The organism is Pseudomonas tehranensis (assembly GCF_014268615.1).
Classification (GTDB): Bacteria; Pseudomonadota; Gammaproteobacteria; order Pseudomonadales; family Pseudomonadaceae; genus Aquipseudomonas; species Aquipseudomonas tehranensis.
Genome location: NZ_JABWQV010000104.1, coordinates 1 through 16,279 on the forward strand (window position 1 = coordinate 1; position 16,279 = coordinate 16,279).

Consider the following 16,279-nt stretch of genomic DNA (forward strand, 5'->3'; position numbering starts at 1 on the left):
GGCGAGGGGATTTATCCCCGCTGGACTGCGTAGCAGGCCCCAGAATAATGGGGCGCGACGCGCCCAGCGGGGATAAATCCCCTCGCCACAGGGGTTGCGCAGGTCGCAGTATCTACGCTGTATCAGGGTTCTGGGTCTGCTCCAGCATCCACTCCACAAAATGCCGCACCTTGGGCACTTCCGCCGAATGCTCAGGATAGGCCAGGTAATAGGCATCGGTACTGGGCATCGCATAGTGCCAGGGGATCACCAGCTTACCGTCAGCCAGTTCTTCTTCCACCAGAAAGCGCGGCAGCAGGGCGACGCCGCAGCCAACCTGGGCGGCCCGGATGCACATGTAGAAAGTTTCGAAGCGCGGCCCGTGGTAGCTGTGTTCGGTGTGATAACCCTGGCTGGCGAACCAATCGTGCCAAGCTTGGGGGCGTGAGGCGTTTTGCAGCAGCACCAGATCGGCCAATTGCGTTGGGTCGCTGAAGGGTTGGGCCGGCAGATTGCCAGGCGCGCAGACCGGCACCAGTTCTTCGCCGAACAGCTTCAGGGATTCGGCGCCGGGCCGTGAGCCCTGGCCGAAATAGAACGCCAGGTCGCTGCGCCCCTGGAGCAAGTCGTCGGACTCCTGCTCGCTGCACAGGTCCAGATGAATTTTCGGGTGCCGCAGGCGCCAGCCTTTGAGCCGCGGGACCAGCCAGCGAGCGCCGAAGGTTGGCGGTGTGGAAACCCGTAGGACTTCGGTATCGCCGCCGTAGGAGCGCAAGTAGTGGGTCGACATCTCCACCTGCGTAAGGATTTTTCGTACCTCCCCCAGGTACAAATCCCCGGCCGGTGTCAGCTGCAAGCGTCGACGTACGCGGCGAAACAGCAAATGCTGTAGCAGTTCTTCCAACTGTGCGACCTGTTTGCTGACGGCGCTCTGAGTCAGGTTCAGCTCTTCGGCGGCGCGAGTGAAGCTCAGGTGGCGGGTCACCGCTTCGAAGCACTGTAGCGCCGTGATCGACGGCAGATAGCGTTTATTGATCATGATGAGGCCTTATTTCTTGTGGCTCTGCTTATCCGGTCATGGCCAGCATGAATAAACGGAATGATATCTCGCTTAAAGGTCGTTTGTTGGCAAGTCTCGGGCCAGCTACAACTACAGGTCTGATCAGCCGTGATCGTCCGGCTGCCAATTCTTTGTCTTTTGTTTGAGGAATTAACCATGGTTGCTGCATTGCTTGATCGCCTGGGTGTTGAACCGGCCTTGTACCAGAACGGCACACAACCGGTGCATTCGCCCATCGACGGCAGTCGCATCGGCGCCGTGAACTGGGAAGGCGCCGCAGAGGTCGAGCAGCAAGTCAGTCGCGCCGAGCATGCGTTCGACGTGTGGCGCCAGGTGCCGGCCCCCCGTCGTGGTGAGCTGGTGCGCCAGTTCGGTGACCTGCTGCGCGAATACAAAGCCGACCTCGGCGAGCTGGTGTCGTGGGAAGCCGGCAAGATCACCCAGGAAGGTTTGGGTGAAGTGCAAGAGATGATCGACATCTGCGACTTCGCGGTCGGTCTGTCCCGTCAGCTGTACGGCCTGACCATCGCCTCCGAGCGTCCGGGCCACCACATGCGTGAATCCTGGCACCCGCTGGGCGTGGTCGGCGTGATCAGCGCTTTCAACTTCCCGGTGGCGGTCTGGGCCTGGAACACCACGCTGGCCCTGGTGTGCGGCAACGCGGTGATCTGGAAACCCTCGGAAAAGACCCCGCTCACCGCCCTGGCCTGCCAGGCGTTGTTCGAGCGTGTGCTGAAGAACTTCAGCGATGCGCCACCGTACCTCAGTCAAGTGATCATCGGCGGTCGCGATGCTGGTGAAGCGCTGGTGGACGATCCGCGCGTGGCGTTGATCAGCGCCACCGGCAGCACCCGTATGGGCCGTGAAGTAGCGCCGAAAGTTGCCGCGCGCTTTGCCCGCAGCATCCTCGAACTGGGTGGTAACAATGCGATGATCCTGGCCCCCAGCGCCGATCTGGACATGGCCGTGCGCGCCATCCTGTTCAGCGCTGTCGGCACCGCCGGCCAACGTTGCACGACGCTGCGCCGCCTGATTGCCCATGAGTCGGTGAAAGAAGAGATCGTCACCCGGCTCAAGGCCGCGTATTCGAAAGTGCGCATCGGCCATCCGCTGGAAGGCAACCTGGTCGGGCCGCTGATCGACAAGCAGAGCTTTGAAGGCATGCAGGATGCGTTGGAGCAGGCGTTGAGCGAAGGCGGTAAGGTGTTTGGTGGTAAGCGCCAATTGGAAGACCAGTTCCCGAATGCCTATTACGTATCGCCGGCCATCGTCGAGATGCCGGAGCAGAGCGATGTGGTGCGCCACGAAACCTTCGCGCCGATCCTTTATGTGGTCGGCTACAAGGATTTTGCCCAGGCCCTGGAACTCAATAACGCCGTGCCTCAAGGCCTGTCGTCCTGCATCTTCACTACGGACGTGCGTGAAGCCGAACAATTCATGTCGGCGGTGGGCAGCGACTGCGGCATCGCCAACGTCAACATCGGCCCGAGCGGCGCGGAAATCGGCGGTGCGTTCGGCGGCGAGAAAGAGACCGGCGGCGGACGTGAGTCAGGCTCCGATGCATGGCGCGGCTACATGCGTCGCCAGACCAACACCGTGAACTACTCGCTGGAGTTGCCGTTGGCGCAGGGGATTACTTTCGACTGAGGTCGAGTCAACGAGTGTCCCCTGTGGGAGCGAGCCTGCTCGCGATAGCGTCGGATCAGCCAACATGGATGTTGCAAGGTAAACCGCATCGCGAGCAGGCTCGCTCCCACAATGAGTTTATGTGCAGTGGTTGGGTTTCATTTCCGGAGTCTGGCAATGCCGTTACGCGAAGAATGTCTGTGGGAAAAACTCACGCCACAAAGACCTGAGAATGCTGCGCTAACCGGCGAAATCACGGTGGATGTCTGCGTGATCGGCGCAGGTTTTACCGGTTTGTCGGCGGCAGTGCATTTACTCGAACAAGGCAAGCGCGTCGCCGTGGTGGAGGCTCATCGGGCCGGGCATGGTGGCTCGGGGCGCAATGTCGGGTTGGTCAACGCCGGCTTGTGGATCCCGCCGGACGAGATAGAAGCCGGCTTCGGCGAAGCAGTGGGCAGTCAGCTTAATCGCATGCTCGGGGCGGCACCGGCGCTGGTGTTCAGCCTCGTCGACAAATACAACATTGATTGCCAGCTGCGGCGCGAAGGCACCCTGCACATGGCCCACAACGCCAGGGGCGAAGCGGACCTGCGCAGCCGTGAGGAACAATGGAAGCGTCGTGGTGCCCCGGTGGAGTTGCTCACCGGCCAGGCGTGTGCCCAGGCCACGGGCACCTCGAAAATCGCTGCGGCATTGCTCGACCGGCGTGCCGGCACGCTCAATCCGATGGCCTACACCAGTGGGCTGGCCAAGGCCGCCTCTGATCTTGGCGGCCAGTTGTTTGATCATTCCCCCGTGACCCGCCTGGAACGCCAGGGCCAGCGCTGGTCAGTGCAAACTGCCCAGGGTTCGGTATTGGCTGAGCAAGTGGTGATCGCGTCCAATGCCTACACCGAAGGTGACTGGACGGAGCTGCGGCGCAATTTCTTTCCCGGTTACTACTATCAGGTTGCCTCCGCTCCGCTGACCGACGAAGCGGCGCAGCGCATCCTGCCGGGCGGCCAGGGCTCGTGGGACACCCGCCAGGTATTGAGCAGCATTCGTCGGGACAAGGACGGGCGTCTCTTGCTGGGCAGCCTGGGTAATGGCAATCGCAAGCCCATCTGGTTCCTCAAGGCGTGGGCCGACCGGGTGCAACAGCACTACTTCCCTTACCTCAAGCCGGTGGAATGGGAATGCACCTGGACCGGGTGTATCGCCTTCACCCCCGATCACCTGATGCGCCTGTTCGAGCCGGCCCCCGGTCTGGTGGCCGTGACGGGTTACAACGGCCGCGGCGTGACGACTGGCACAGTAGTGGGCAAAGCCTTTGCCGACTATCTCTGTCATGGCAACGCCAGCGCGTTGCCGATTCCCTTCGCCGCCATGCGCCCCCTGGCTGGGACAGGCTTGCGCAGTTGCTTGTATGAAGCGGGTTTTTCGCTGTATCACGCCGGCCAGTGCCTGCGGATTGTGATCTGAATGTTGAAAAATGTTGCCGCAGCGCTCGTTTTCCGCCACAACGTCTAGCCTGTTATGGTGCGGGTTGTAGCAGTTGTGCACCGCCAGTGTGCAGTTAGGTGACGTGGGTTGTTACAGGGCGGTTGCACGTCGTTTCGTGTGATGGTTGCAATGATGGCTCAGGGAGGGTTGTACCCATTTGGTTCTATGGTTGTACCTTGTGCGGTTTAGACGGTTGCACGCCCAATAAAAAAGGGCTCGAAACAGTCGAAATAACAATAAAGCAGCGACTTTTTTCAGAATAAAAAACCGATGGCACGGCGCTTGCTCTGAGCTTTTCAGTGAAGTCGCAGTGCCAACTAAAAAAAACCTTGGAGCACCACCTCATGTCCCAGACGTTTTACAAGAAAGGCTTTCTGGCCCTCGCAGTGGCAGCTGCGCTGGGTGTTTCTGCGTTTGCTCAGGCCGACGTCAAGATCGGCGTAGCGGGTCCGATGACCGGTGCCAACGCGGCATTTGGCGAGCAGTACATGAAAGGCGCACAAGCGGCGGCAGACGAGATCAATGCCAAGGGTGGCGTCAACGGCGAGAAAATTGTTCTGGTGCAGGGCGATGACGCCTGCGAACCGAAGCAGGCCGTGGCCGTGGCCAACCGCTTTGTCGACCAGGACAAGGTTCTCGGCGTGGTCGGTCACTTCTGCTCCTCGTCCACCATCCCGGCGTCCGAGGTCTACGGCGATGCCGGTATCATCTCCATCACCCCGGGTTCCACCAACCCGCAGGTCACCGAGCGCGGCCTGAGCGCGATGTTCCGTATGTGCGGTCGTGACGACCAGCAGGGCATCGTCGCCGGCGACTACATCGTCGACGTGCTCAAGGGCAAGAAAGTGGTGGTCCTGCACGACAAGGACACTTACGGCCAGGGCCTGGCGGATGCGACCAAGGCGCAGTTGGCCAAGCGTGGCGTAGAGCCGGTGCTGTACGAAGGCCTGACCCGTGGCGAGAAAGACTTCAGTGCCGTGGTCACCAAGATCCGTGCGGCCGGTGCCGACGTGGTCTACTTCGGCGGTCTGCACCCGGAAGCTGGGCCACTGGTTCGCCAGTTGCGTGAGCAAGGCCTCAAGGACGTGAAATTCATGTCCGACGACGGCATCGTCACCGACGAACTGGTCACCACCGCCGGCGGCCCGCAATACGTTGATGGCGTGTACATGACCTTCGGCGCCGACCCACGCCTGCTGCCGGACAGCAAGGCTGTAGTGGACGCGTTCCGTGCCAAGGGCACCGAACCGGAAGGCTACACCCTGTATGCCTACGCCTCGGTCCAGGCCCTGGCTGCCGGTTTCAACGGCGCCAAGAAAAATGACGGCGAAGCCGCGGCCGAATGGCTTAAGGCCAATCCGGTCCAGACCGTGATGGGCAAGAAGGAGTGGGATTCCAAGGGCGACCTGAAAGTCTCCGACTACGTGGTTTACCAGTGGGACAAGGACGGCAAATACCATCAGCTGGAAAAACAGAAGTGACATGAACGGCTGAATTGCCTGGCGCCCCAGGTGCCGGGCGGTTTACCCGTATTCATGCAGTACCTGTCTTTTCTCCCGAGAGCTGCGCGCACATCGTGCAGCGTCGGCGGCTGAACCCCGGTCCGTCGCAGCGGTGTGCGTGCAGTCTCTCAAATGCGTGAGATTGCGTTATGGATGGTATTTTCCTGCAGCAACTGATCAATGGCCTGACCCTCGGGTCGGTCTATGGTCTGATCGCCATCGGCTACACAATGGTCTACGGCATCATCGGCATGATCAACTTCGCCCACGGCGAGGTTTACATGATCTCTGCGTACCTCGCGGCGATCAGTCTGGCTCTGCTGGCCTGGTTCGGTATCGAATCCTTCCCCCTCATGATTCTCGGCACGCTGGTGTTCACCGTGGTGGTGACCGGCGTCTACGGCTGGGTGATCGAGCGCGTCGCCTACAAACCCCTGCGCAACTCCACTCGTCTGGCACCGCTGATCAGTGCCATCGGCATTTCGCTGATCCTGCAGAACTATGCCCAGATCAGTCAGGGCGCTCGCCAACAGGGCGTGCCCACGTTGCTCGAAGGCGCCATGCGCGTGGACATCGGCAGCGGCTTCGTCCAGCTCACCTACACCAAGATCTTCATCCTGGTCGCCGCATTCGCCGGGATGGCCTTGCTGACCTACATCATCAAGTACACCAAGCTCGGTCGCATGTGCCGCGCCACCCAGCAAGACCGCAAGATGGCCTCTATCCTCGGGATCAATACTGACCGGGTGATTTCCTATGTGTTCGTCATCGGTGCGGCCATGGCGGCCCTGGCCGGTGTGCTGATCACCATGAATTACGGCACCTTTGACTTCTATGCCGGCTTCATCATCGGCATCAAGGCGTTCACTGCGGCGGTACTCGGCGGCATTGGCTCCCTGCCTGGAGCGATGCTGGGCGGGATCATCCTCGGGATCTCCGAGTCGCTGTTCGCCGGTCTGATCAACTCTGACTACAAAGACGTGTTCAGTTTCTCCCTGCTGGTGCTGATTCTGATTTTCCGTCCCCAAGGCCTGTTGGGTCGCCCACACGTGGCGAAGGTATAAGTATGTCTGCTGCCAATAAACCGATTGAAATCAAAAAAAGCGTCATCGACGCGATCCTGGCCGGCCTGATCTCGCTGATCGTGTTCGGGCCGATTGTCGGCGTGGTGCTCGACGGCTACAGCTTCAACCTGCAGCCGGCCCGGGTGGGCTGGCTGGTGGCGATCGTAATGGCCGGGCGCTTTGCCTTGAGCCTGTTTCTGCAAACCCCCAAGGGTCTGAAGATTCTCCAGGGGTTCGAAAGTACGAGTTCCGGCGTGCATGTGTTGCCCCCGGACTACAAGTCGCGCCTGCGCTGGATCATCCCGTTGCTGATCGTGATTGCCATCGTGTTCCCGTTTTTCGCCAACAAATATGTGCTCACGGTGGTCATCCTTGGGCTGATTTATGTATTGCTGGGGCTGGGCCTGAACATCGTGGTCGGCCTGGCCGGGCTGCTCGACCTGGGCTACGTGGCGTTCTATGCCATCGGCGCTTATGGCCTGGCGCTGGGTTACCAATACCTGGGGCTGGGGTTCTGGACGGTGCTGCCGCTGGCGGCGATCGCGGCGGCGATGGCCGGGTGCATATTAGGATTCCCCGTGTTGCGAATGCACGGTGACTACCTGGCCATCGTGACCCTGGGTTTTGGCGAGATCATCCGGTTGGTACTCAACAACTGGCTGTCGTTTACCGGCGGGCCGAACGGCATGCCGGTGCCGTCACCGACTTTCTTTGGCCTGGAGTTCGGCCGGCGAGCGAAGGAGGGCGGGGTGCCGTTCCACGAGTTCTTCGGCCTGGCCTACAACCCCAACGTCAAATTCCTGTTCATCTACATCGTGCTGTTCATCACCGTGCTGCTGGTGCTTTACGTCAAGCATCGCCTGACTCGCATGCCGGTCGGTCGTGCCTGGGAAGCCCTGCGCGAAGACGAGATCGCCTGCCGCTCCATGGGCCTGAACCACGTGCTGGTCAAGCTCTCGGCATTCACCATTGGTGCTTCCACAGCGGGCCTGGCAGGGGTGTTTTTCGCCAGTTACCAGGGCTTCGTGAACCCGTCGTCGTTCACGTTCTTCGAATCGGCGCTGATTCTGGCGATCGTGGTACTCGGCGGTATGGGGTCGACGGTGGGCGTGGTCATCGCCGCATTTGTCCTCACCGTGGCACCGGAGTTGCTGCGCAGCTTCTCGGAATACCGGGTGCTGCTGTTCGGCGTGCTGATGGTGTTGATGATGATCTGGCGCCCTCGCGGCCTGATTCGCATCAGTCGTACCGGGGTGACGCCGCGTAAGGGAGTAGCGCCATGAGCGAAGTCGTATTGTCCGTCGAAAACCTGATGATGCAATTCGGTGGGATCAAGGCCCTCAGCGACGTCAGCCTGCAAGTCAAACGCAACTCGATCTTCGCCCTGATCGGCCCCAACGGTGCGGGCAAGACCACGGTGTTCAACTGCCTGACCGGGTTCTACAAGGCCACGGGGGGCAAAATCGAGCTCAACGTGCGCGGCGAACGGACCGATGTCATAAAGCTGTTGGGCGAGCCGTTTCGTCCCACCGACTTCGTGTCCCCCAAATCCTTCGCCAGCCGGGTGTTCTACAAGATGTTCGGCGGCACCCACCTGGTGAACCGCGCAGGCCTGGCGCGGACTTTCCAGAACATTCGTTTGTTCAAGGAAATGTCCGTGCTGGAGAACCTGTTGGTGGCTCAGCACATGTGGGTCAATCGCAGTCTGGTGGCAGGCGTGCTCAACACCAAGGGCTACCGCCAGGCGGAAAGCGATGCCCTGGACCACGCTTTCTACTGGCTGGAAGTGGTGGACCTGGTGGATTGCGCCAACCGGCTGGCGGGCGAACTTTCCTACGGCCAGCAACGGCGCCTGGAAATTGCCCGCGCCATGTGCACCCGCCCGCAGATCATCTGCCTCGACGAACCGGCCGCCGGCCTCAACCCTCAGGAAACCGAAGCGCTGAGCGCGATGATCCGGCTGCTGCGCGACGAGCACGATCTGACCGTGGTGCTGATCGAACACGACATGGGCATGGTAATGAGTATTTCCGACCACATCGTGGTGCTGGACCACGGCAACGTGATCGCCGAGGGCGGTCCCGAGGCGATTCGCAACGATCCGAAGGTGATCGCGGCCTACCTGGGTGCCGATGAAGAGGAGTTGGTATGAGTGGACCTATCCTCGAACTCAAGGAGTTGGACGTATTCTACGGGCCGATCCAGGCCCTGAAAAAAGTCTCGATGCACATTGGGGAAGGTGAAACCGTCAGCCTGATTGGCTCCAACGGTGCCGGCAAGTCCACGTTGCTGATGTCGATTTTCGGCCAGCCGCGGGCGGCAAGTGGGCAGATTATCTATCAGGGTGTGGATATCACGCACAAGTCGTCCCACTACATTGCCTCCAACGGCATCGCGCAATCGCCGGAAGGACGGCGGGTATTCCCTGACATGACCGTTGAGGAAAACCTGTTGATGGGCACCATTCCCATCGGTGACAAGTACGCCAGCGAAGACATGCAGCGCATGTTCGAGCTGTTCCCGCGGCTCAAGGAGCGGCGCAACCAGCGGGCCATGACCATGTCCGGCGGCGAGCAGCAGATGCTCGCCATCGCCCGGGCGCTGATGAGCCGGCCCAAGTTGTTGCTGCTCGATGAGCCCAGCCTGGGGCTGGCACCGATCGTGGTGAAACAGATCTTCGCCACCTTGCGGGAACTGGCGTCCACCGGCATGACGATCTTTCTGGTGGAGCAGAACGCCAACCACGCCCTCAGGCTGTCGGACCGGGCCTATGTGATGGTCAACGGTGAAATCCGCCTGACCGGCACCGGCAAGGAACTGCTGGTCAACGAAGAGGTGCGCAACGCGTATCTGGGCGGACATTGACACAGGACAGCACTAAAAAACCGGCGAGTGATCGCCGGTTTTTTTATCCCTTGAATCCACCGCGGATCCCTTGTGGGAGCGAGCCTGCTCGCGATGGCGGTCTGTCAGTGCCATGGATACTGACTGGCCCACCGCTATCGCGAGCAGGCTCGCTCCCACAGGGTTTTGCGCTGGCCTGAAGAATTGTGGACAACAATCCTGAGCCCCTGCGAAACCGCGACATAAAGTCGCCGCAAACAGTTGTTTTGTCACGGTTTTGACTTGTCCCCGTTTGCTGTGGAACCGGCTGTGGGTAACGTGGGAGTAGCTGGCTGAAAGCCTCTGAATACGTGGCTTGCAGGCTGATGGTTGTTTTTTGATCAGGCGTTTTTGCCCAAACACAAGCGTGGGTTGTCAACACTTTTATAAGTCACGCAAAAGGCTTGAAAATATGTGTGCAAGCCTGTGGATAAGTCTGTGATTAAACTCTGGAAAGACCGCGCTGAGGGCCGAGTTTACTGGCTTGAAGCCATCGTTCTTTTTACCGTCGGCTTATAGCAGATAAGTCGATCTGCACAACCTGCATTCCAGGGTCAAGGGAAAAAATTTTCCAAACCCCTCGCAAAGCCTTATGCACAGCGGCTTGTAGGATTTGTACTTGCCCCCGTTTGCTGTGGACCCGCCTGTGGATAAGGTGCGCGCAACCGCCTGTAGCCCTTGTTTCATAAGGCCTGACGCCGGTTGGTTGTTTTATGAGCAATACTCGAAGGAAACCTTGCTTCCAGAAGTCTTGCCCATGCTGTGCCAGGCCGGGCATGCTGGGGGCCGATTTCCATTCATTGGCTGTTTTGAGCCCCAAAGGAGAACACGATGTCCAACACCCTGTTTATTACCGGCGCAACGTCCGGTTTCGGTGAAGCCTGTGCCCGTCGCTTTGCCGAAGCAGGCTGGAAACTGGTGCTGACCGGTCGTCGTGAAGAGCGCCTCACTGCCCTGTGCGCCGAGTTGTCGAAGCAGACTGAAGTCCATGGTCTGGTGCTTGACGTGCGTGACCGCACAGCCATGGAGGAGGCGATTGCCAACCTGCCGCCGTCCTTCGCGAAGTTGCGGGGCTTGATCAACAATGCCGGCCTGGCGCTGGGCGTTGATCCTGCGCCCAAGTGCGACCTCGATGACTGGGACACGATGGTCGATACCAACGTGAAAGGTTTGATCTACAGCACTCGCCTGCTGTTGCCGCGGCTGATCGCTCATGGCCGTGGTGCCGGGATCGTCAACCTGGGGTCCATCGCCGGTAACTATCCGTACCCTGGCAGCCACGTGTACGGGGCGAGCAAGGCGTTCGTCAAACAGTTCTCCCTGAACCTGCGTTGCGATCTGCAAGGCACAGGCGTGCGGGTGAGCAACATCGAGCCGGGTCTGTGCGAGAGCGAGTTTTCCCTGGTGCGCTTTGCCGGTGATCAGGAACGCTACAACGCGACCTATGCCGGAGCCGAGCCGATCCAGCCGCAGGACATCGCCGACACCATTTTCTGGGTGCTCAACACACCGGCCCACATCAACATCAACAGCCTGGAGTTGATGCCGGTGAGCCAGACGTGGGCCGGGTTTGCCATTGAGCGCAACAAGGCATAAGACCGCGTGATCGTTCATCGCGGGCAAGCCTTGCTCCCACAGAAATGGGGCAAGGCATGCTCCCACAGGGATTTGGTCGACCTTGCCTCTCATAGACCAATCAATTCTGTGGGAGCAAGGCTTGCCCGCGATAGCGATTTACCGGTCAGGCCAGATAATCGGCCAGCCCGCGATAGCAGGTCAGCAGGTGATACGGGGTGGTCGATGGCATGTCCTGGCGGCTGACAGTGCCGTCGGCGTCCAGGCATTCGTTCCAGCCTTTGGCATGCAGGAAGTGCTGCTGCAACGCCTGTAGTTGATGCAGCAATGCGCCCTGATTGCCCGGGCGTAATGTCAGTGCCCGCAAATATTCTGCCTGAGCCCAGATGCGCTGGGTGGCGTCCCGCGGTACCTGTGGCCCCAGGCTCAGCATGGCGCACACCGCTCCGGACTGCGGGCTCACGCCTTGCTGTTCGGTACGGCTGAAGCTGCTCTCAAGGGCTGTGTGCAACTTGCCGCCGCGCAACAGGGACGATGAGGCCAGCAAGTAATACCATTCGAACTGATGGCCTGGCTCAAACCAGTTATCCACAGCCTTGACCGGCTTTTCCATCATGACGCGCTGCTGCGGGTCGATGAAGTGCTTGAACATGGCATCGCACAGGGCCAGCAATGTCTGGCGCACGGTGGCGTCGTCGCGAACCGAGAGGGTGGCGAGGAAGGCTTCGGCCAGGTGCATCAGTGGGTTTTGCAACGGACCGGATTCGCGGGTCGACCAATCGCGTCCCAGGCTGGCTTCGTAAAGGCCGTCTCCGGTCGCAAAGCGCCGGGCGATGACTTCCAGGGCCGCGTTGAGCACCGACTCCACCAGCGGCTCGCGAACCTTGCTCCAGTAATGGGCGCAAGCAAACAGGATGAAAGCGTGGGTGTAGAGGTCTTTGCCGGTGTCCAGCGGTGCGCCTTGGGGGTCAATGCTGTAGAACCAGCCGCCATGTTCGCCATCATGGAAGTGTCGCTGCAGCGAGCGGAACAGTGCGCCAGCCCGTTCTTCGGCCTGTGGCACTTCGCCGATCAGGCTGGCGAACACATATAGCTGCCGCGCACAGGCCATGGCCCGGTAGCGCTGGGGCGCGAGCGGCTTGTGCCGGGTATCGAGAGATTCATAAGGCAGCGCCAGCTCGGCATTCCATCCCGGGCCTTGCCACATCGGCACGATCACCTCGTGAAAGTGCTGACGTACCGTGGCGAACAGGGCAGTCAGTTCAGGTGCAGGAGCGGGGCGGGAAGCATCGGGCATTGGTGGGCGTCGTCACGGCTGGAGGGTGATTGCGCGACATGGTAGCAGAGTGGCAAGTTCGAGAGATGCGGGTGCCTGTCAGGCGGCCTTCGCGAGCAAGCCCGTTCCCACAGTTGATCGGTGTACACCATACTTGTGTGGGAGCGGGCTTGCTCGCGAAGGGGCCCTTGAAGGCGCCGATAAAATCAACCCGCCAACAACCACACCCCAGCCGCCGCCGAACCCGCTCCGGCCAGTCGCACCAGGGGCGCGGCCGCTCGCGGCAAGACGCGAACCACGGCGTAGCCAGCGCCATGCAACACCGCCGTCGCCGCGACAAAACCGGCCGCATAAGCCCAGGGGCTTGTCATGTCCGGCAGCTCCAGACCATGGGCCACGCCATGGAACAGCGCGAACAGCGCCGTCGCGCCCATCGCCAGGCTCAGCGGCGGGCGTACCGCCAGTGCCACCGCCAGGCCTAGGGCCAGCACTGAGGCGGCGATTCCGCTTTCCAGCGCAGGCAGGCCCAGGCCTTCAAAGCCCAGCAAACCGCCGATCAGCATGCTGGCGACGAAGGTGCACGGCAGCGCCCAGCGCGCTGTGCCTTGTTGTTGGGCGGCCCACAAGCCGACCGCCAACATCGCCAGTAAATGATCGAGCCCGCCGATGGGGTGTCCGAGGCCGGCCATCAGGCCGTTATCGCCGTGGCCGGGGTGGGCAAAGGCCAAGGCGGGCATCAGCAACAGGGCGAGGGCGCCAAGCAGGCGTTTGTATGTCATGGATTAGCTTCCTTGTTGAACGTGTGAACCGTTGAAGTTGAAAAGTCAGGCGGCGGTCAGCAGGCCCTGGCGTTCGATGAAGGCGATGATCTGCTCCAGGCCCTGGCCGGTTTTCTGGTTGCTGAACACGAACGGCTTGCCGTTGCGCATCCGTCGGGTATCGCTGTCCATCATTTCCAGGGACGCACCCACCAGCGGCGCCAGGTCGATCTTGTTGATCACCAACAAGTCGGATTTACAGATGCCCGGCCCGCCTTTGCGTGGCAGCTTGTCGCCGGCCGAGACATCGATCACATAAATGGTCAGGTCCGACAGCTCCGGGCTGAAGGTCGCCGAAAGGTTGTCGCCACCCGATTCCACCAAAATCAGATCCAGCCCCGGAAACCGTCGGTTCAATTGATCCACGGCCTCAAGGTTGATCGAGGCGTCTTCGCGAATCGCCGTGTGCGGGCAACCGCCGGTTTCCACGCCGATGATCCGCTCCGGCGCCAGGGCTTGGTTGCGCACCAGGAAGTCGGCATCTTCGCGGGTATAGATGTCGTTGGTGACCACCGCCAGGTTGTAGCGCTCACGCAAGGCCAGGCACAGGGCCAGGGTCAGGGCGGTCTTGCCGGAGCCTACCGGGCCGCCGATACCGACGCGCAGAGGTTGTGTATTCATGAGGGTCTCCTAGGAACGGAACAGGCGGCTGTACTGGCGCTCATGGGCCATGCACGCCAGGGACAGGCCAAACGTGGCGCTGCCGTAATGGTCGAGATCAATGTTCGAGGCGTTGTGTTGGGCCTGTTGCAGCAGCGGCAGCAGTTCGCTGGTCAGGCGCTGGGCGGCTTGCTGGCCCAGGGGCAGGGTCTTCATCAGGACGGCCAACTGGTTTTCCAGCCAGCTCCATAACCAGGCGGCAAGAGCGTCCCGGGGGCTGATGTTCCAGGCGCGGGCCGCCAGGGCCCAGCCCAGGGCCAGGTGCGGTTCGGTACGTTGTTCAAGGAAACTCCGTGCCGCGGCATCGAGTTCCGGCAAGCCGACCAGCAACTGCTGCAACGAGTAACCCATCTGCCGACTTTCCTGATGCAGCTCGCGGGTTTCCCGACTGGCGCGGTGTTCCTCGCAGTGTTGCAGCAAGGCGTCCCAGTCGTCGGCTGCGGCGGCGGTGCAGTGGGCCAGCAGCAAAGGAGCCTCGAAGCGCGCCAGGTTCAACAGCAACTGATCACTGATCCAGCGACGGGCGTCGTCGCAGGTTTTGATCTGGCCGTTATCCACCGCCATCTCCAACCCTTGTGAATAGCTGTAGCCGCCGATCGGCAATTGCGGGCTGGCCAGACGCAGCAGCGCCCATGCCGGATTCATGTGCGTACGCCGAACTGATGCAGGCGTGGTGCGTAGTTGAAATCTTCGTCGCCGTGTCGGGAATGATGATGACCACCGCCATACGCGCCGTGTTCCGGCTGGAACGCGGCCTCGATGGTTTCGGCGCGTGCACCCAATTGTTCGAGCATCGCCTTGAGCACGTAATCGTCCAGCAGGCGCAGCCAGCCATCACCTACTTGCAGGGCGACATGGCGATTGCCCAGGTGATAGGCCGCGCGTGTCAGTTCGAATGCATTGGCGCAGGTGACATGCAGCAATTGTTCGGGGCGGGCGCAGACGCGCACGATGCGGCCGTCTTCAGCTTGCAGGCATTCGCCATCGTAGAGCGGCGGCTGGCCTCGCTCCAAAAACAAACCCACGTCTTCACCCTCGGCACTGAAACAGCGCAGGCGGCTTTTGCTGCGGGCATCGAAGGTCAGGTGCAGCTCGGCGTCCCAGCGGGGTTGAGTGTCGATTCTGCGATGAATCACCAGCATCGGAAGGCTTCCAGCAATGAACGGTGCTGTGTTTAGAGCAAGGGGCTTGCCAATCGAAGGGGATGTAGGAAATAGGGGGGGGTGGCGTTTCAGGATGGGGCGGATTGCGTGCTGTTATGGTGCGCCTGTCGATATCGCGCACCATTTTGCAGCTTGCACGAAACACTGTGGGAGCGAGCCTGCTCGCGATATCAGTGCATCAGTAAAATCAACGCTGACTGACCCACCGCTATCGCGAGCAGGCTCGCTCCCACAAAGGAAACATCTCGGCGGCTACTCGGTACTGCCCAGCCCTTGCCAATGCTTGAGCCCGATGAAGATAAAGCGCAATTGCTGGGTGATCTTCACTTGCGGGGTGAGGTGCTCGGGCAAGGCTTCGGCGGGCGGGTCGATGATGTCCGGCAGGGTGGCGAACACGCTTTTGACGATCAGGTCGGCCATTACACTCAAAGCAGGCAGGTCCAAGTGCTGCAATTTGGGCATCAGTGCCAGGTCGGCGGCCAAGTCCGAGCTGATGCCTTCACGCAGACAGGCGATGGCCTTGCGCACGGGCAGGGAGCCGCCGTACTGCTCACGGGCCAAAAACAGGAATTGCGAGCGGTTGGCTTGCACCACGTCGAGAAAAATACGCACCGAGGCATCAATGATGCCGCCCATGACGAATTCGTTGTGACGTACCAGCCGGATCGTTTCGCGGAAGGTCTGACCGACTTCGCTGACCAGTGCCAGGCCCAGTTGGTCCATGTCGTCGAAATGCCGGTAGAACCCGGTGGGGACGATGCCGGCGGTCCTGGCGACTTCGCGCAGGCTCAGGCTGCCGAACCCTCGGCCGCACTCCATCAAATGACGGGCGGCATCCATCAAGGCATTTCGGGTCTGTTGTTTCTGTTCGGCGCGGGGCAGCATCGCAGGGCTGACTTCTGATTCACGGAAGCGACGCACTCTAGCAAATCGGCTTTGCCGACGTCGAACGGTAGAGGGGGATCAAGCGGGGAAGCGAGGGTCTCGGAAAATCAAAAGCCCGATTGCAGGAATCGGGCTTTTTCGCAGGCCACCATCGGCTCAGCTCAATGCGCTGTTGCGTTCGATCACGCGGTCACCACCGCCTTCGGCAACGGCCTGACCTTGTGGGGTGCGCTCGTAACCGCCTTCAACCAGACCTTTTTCTTCAAGGCGATCACGGCCACCTTCAGCGACTTCCTGGCCCTGAGG

The 16,279-nt window shown here is 60.8% G+C and carries 15 protein-coding genes; 8 read left to right on the forward strand and 7 right to left on the reverse strand.

Annotated elements, in window-relative coordinates; all coding sequences use genetic code 11:
• Positions 1-112: 112 nt before the first annotated feature.
• A complete protein-coding gene (locus tag HU811_RS15945; RefSeq protein ID WP_092452325.1) occupies positions 113-1,018 on the reverse strand; it encodes a LysR family transcriptional regulator in 906 nt (301 codons plus the stop codon).
• Between the two features lie 177 nt (positions 1,019-1,195).
• Here HU811_RS15945 and amaB point away from each other — a divergent pair, with 177 nt between their 5' ends.
• The 8 genes from amaB (at position 1,196) to HU811_RS15985 (ending at position 11,192) form a co-directional block, all read left to right on the forward strand.
• Positions 1,196-2,686 carry an L-piperidine-6-carboxylate dehydrogenase gene (amaB, locus tag HU811_RS15950; protein WP_186656891.1) on the forward strand — a complete coding sequence of 497 codons (1,491 nt, stop codon included), beginning with the start codon at positions 1,196-1,198 and terminating at the stop codon, positions 2,684-2,686.
• Between the two features lie 156 nt (positions 2,687-2,842).
• Positions 2,843-4,126: an L-pipecolate oxidase gene (amaA, locus tag HU811_RS15955; protein ID WP_186656893.1), complete on the forward strand. Its 1,284-nt coding sequence runs from the start codon at positions 2,843-2,845 to the stop codon at positions 4,124-4,126.
• Positions 4,127-4,491: 365 nt separating this feature from the next.
• A complete protein-coding gene (locus HU811_RS15960) occupies positions 4,492-5,628 on the forward strand; it encodes a branched-chain amino acid ABC transporter substrate-binding protein (protein ID WP_139048504.1) in 1,137 nt (378 codons plus the stop codon).
• Between the two features lie 170 nt (positions 5,629-5,798).
• Positions 5,799-6,713, forward strand: a complete 915-nt coding sequence (locus tag HU811_RS15965) for an ABC transporter permease subunit (protein WP_047227336.1) — start codon at positions 5,799-5,801, stop codon at positions 6,711-6,713.
• 2 nt (positions 6,714-6,715) lie between these two features.
• Positions 6,716-7,996 (forward strand): high-affinity branched-chain amino acid ABC transporter permease LivM, encoded by a 1,281-nt coding sequence (livM, locus tag HU811_RS15970; RefSeq protein WP_092395792.1) that lies wholly within the window; start codon positions 6,716-6,718, stop codon positions 7,994-7,996.
• Positions 7,993-8,865 (forward strand): ABC transporter ATP-binding protein, encoded by an 873-nt coding sequence (locus HU811_RS15975; RefSeq protein ID WP_092395794.1) that lies wholly within the window; start codon positions 7,993-7,995, stop codon positions 8,863-8,865. Before livM ends, HU811_RS15975 begins: the two co-directional genes overlap by 4 nt.
• Entirely contained in the window at positions 8,862-9,578 is a 717-nt protein-coding gene (locus tag HU811_RS15980; RefSeq protein ID WP_047227339.1) for an ABC transporter ATP-binding protein, read from the forward strand. Before HU811_RS15975 ends, HU811_RS15980 begins: the two co-directional genes overlap by 4 nt.
• A gap of 849 nt (positions 9,579-10,427) precedes the next feature.
• Positions 10,428-11,192 carry an SDR family oxidoreductase gene (locus tag HU811_RS15985; RefSeq protein ID WP_047227340.1) on the forward strand — a complete coding sequence of 255 codons (765 nt, stop codon included), beginning with the start codon at positions 10,428-10,430 and terminating at the stop codon, positions 11,190-11,192.
• Positions 11,193-11,337: 145 nt separating this feature from the next.
• On the opposite strand, the gene HU811_RS15990 is transcribed toward HU811_RS15985, so the two are convergent.
• The 6 genes from HU811_RS15990 to HU811_RS16015 all read right to left on the reverse strand — a co-directional run bounded on the left by HU811_RS15990 (position 11,338) and on the right by HU811_RS16015 (position 15,973).
• Positions 11,338-12,468 carry an AGE family epimerase/isomerase gene (locus HU811_RS15990; RefSeq protein ID WP_186656894.1) on the reverse strand — a complete coding sequence of 377 codons (1,131 nt, stop codon included), beginning with the start codon at positions 12,466-12,468 and terminating at the stop codon, positions 11,338-11,340.
• 185 nt (positions 12,469-12,653) lie between these two features.
• Complete coding sequence (locus HU811_RS15995) at positions 12,654-13,226, reverse strand: HupE/UreJ family protein (protein WP_186656895.1); 573 nt, start codon at positions 13,224-13,226, stop codon at positions 12,654-12,656.
• A 45-nt stretch (positions 13,227-13,271) separates the two neighbouring features.
• Complete coding sequence (gene ureG, locus HU811_RS16000; protein WP_092395804.1) at positions 13,272-13,886, reverse strand: urease accessory protein UreG; 615 nt, start codon at positions 13,884-13,886, stop codon at positions 13,272-13,274.
• 9 nt (positions 13,887-13,895) lie between these two features.
• Positions 13,896-14,570 carry an urease accessory protein UreF gene (locus HU811_RS16005; protein ID WP_186656896.1) on the reverse strand — a complete coding sequence of 225 codons (675 nt, stop codon included), beginning with the start codon at positions 14,568-14,570 and terminating at the stop codon, positions 13,896-13,898.
• Positions 14,567-15,067, reverse strand: a complete 501-nt coding sequence (gene ureE, locus HU811_RS16010) for an urease accessory protein UreE (protein WP_092395808.1) — start codon at positions 15,065-15,067, stop codon at positions 14,567-14,569. The genes HU811_RS16005 and ureE overlap by 4 nt, the downstream gene beginning before the upstream one ends.
• A gap of 273 nt (positions 15,068-15,340) precedes the next feature.
• Positions 15,341-15,973 carry a TetR family transcriptional regulator gene (locus tag HU811_RS16015; protein WP_186656897.1) on the reverse strand — a complete coding sequence of 211 codons (633 nt, stop codon included), beginning with the start codon at positions 15,971-15,973 and terminating at the stop codon, positions 15,341-15,343.
• Between the last annotated feature and the right edge of the window lie 306 nt (positions 15,974-16,279).

What these genes read in the sequence shown, in the direction of transcription:
- HU811_RS15945 (WP_092452325.1), bottom strand. Translation starts at nt 1,018, where the DNA reads ATGATCAATAAACGCTATCTGCCGTCGATCACGGCGCTACAGTGCTTC.
- amaB (WP_186656891.1), top strand. Translation starts at nt 1,196, where the DNA reads ATGGTTGCTGCATTGCTTGATCGCCTGGGTGTTGAACCGGCCTTGTAC.
- amaA (WP_186656893.1), top strand. Translation starts at nt 2,843, where the DNA reads ATGCCGTTACGCGAAGAATGTCTGTGGGAAAAACTCACGCCACAAAGA.
- HU811_RS15960 (WP_139048504.1), top strand. Translation starts at nt 4,492, where the DNA reads ATGTCCCAGACGTTTTACAAGAAAGGCTTTCTGGCCCTCGCAGTGGCA.
- HU811_RS15965 (WP_047227336.1), top strand. Translation starts at nt 5,799, where the DNA reads ATGGATGGTATTTTCCTGCAGCAACTGATCAATGGCCTGACCCTCGGG.
- livM (WP_092395792.1), top strand. Translation starts at nt 6,716, where the DNA reads ATGTCTGCTGCCAATAAACCGATTGAAATCAAAAAAAGCGTCATCGAC.
- HU811_RS15975 (WP_092395794.1), top strand. Translation starts at nt 7,993, where the DNA reads ATGAGCGAAGTCGTATTGTCCGTCGAAAACCTGATGATGCAATTCGGT.
- HU811_RS15980 (WP_047227339.1), top strand. Translation starts at nt 8,862, where the DNA reads ATGAGTGGACCTATCCTCGAACTCAAGGAGTTGGACGTATTCTACGGG.
- HU811_RS15985 (WP_047227340.1), top strand. Translation starts at nt 10,428, where the DNA reads ATGTCCAACACCCTGTTTATTACCGGCGCAACGTCCGGTTTCGGTGAA.
- HU811_RS15990 (WP_186656894.1), bottom strand. Translation starts at nt 12,468, where the DNA reads ATGCCCGATGCTTCCCGCCCCGCTCCTGCACCTGAACTGACTGCCCTG.
- HU811_RS15995 (WP_186656895.1), bottom strand. Translation starts at nt 13,226, where the DNA reads ATGACATACAAACGCCTGCTTGGCGCCCTCGCCCTGTTGCTGATGCCC.
- ureG (WP_092395804.1), bottom strand. Translation starts at nt 13,886, where the DNA reads ATGAATACACAACCTCTGCGCGTCGGTATCGGCGGCCCGGTAGGCTCC.
- HU811_RS16005 (WP_186656896.1), bottom strand. Translation starts at nt 14,570, where the DNA reads ATGAATCCGGCATGGGCGCTGCTGCGTCTGGCCAGCCCGCAATTGCCG.
- ureE (WP_092395808.1), bottom strand. Translation starts at nt 15,067, where the DNA reads ATGCTGGTGATTCATCGCAGAATCGACACTCAACCCCGCTGGGACGCC.
- HU811_RS16015 (WP_186656897.1), bottom strand. Translation starts at nt 15,973, where the DNA reads ATGCTGCCCCGCGCCGAACAGAAACAACAGACCCGAAATGCCTTGATG.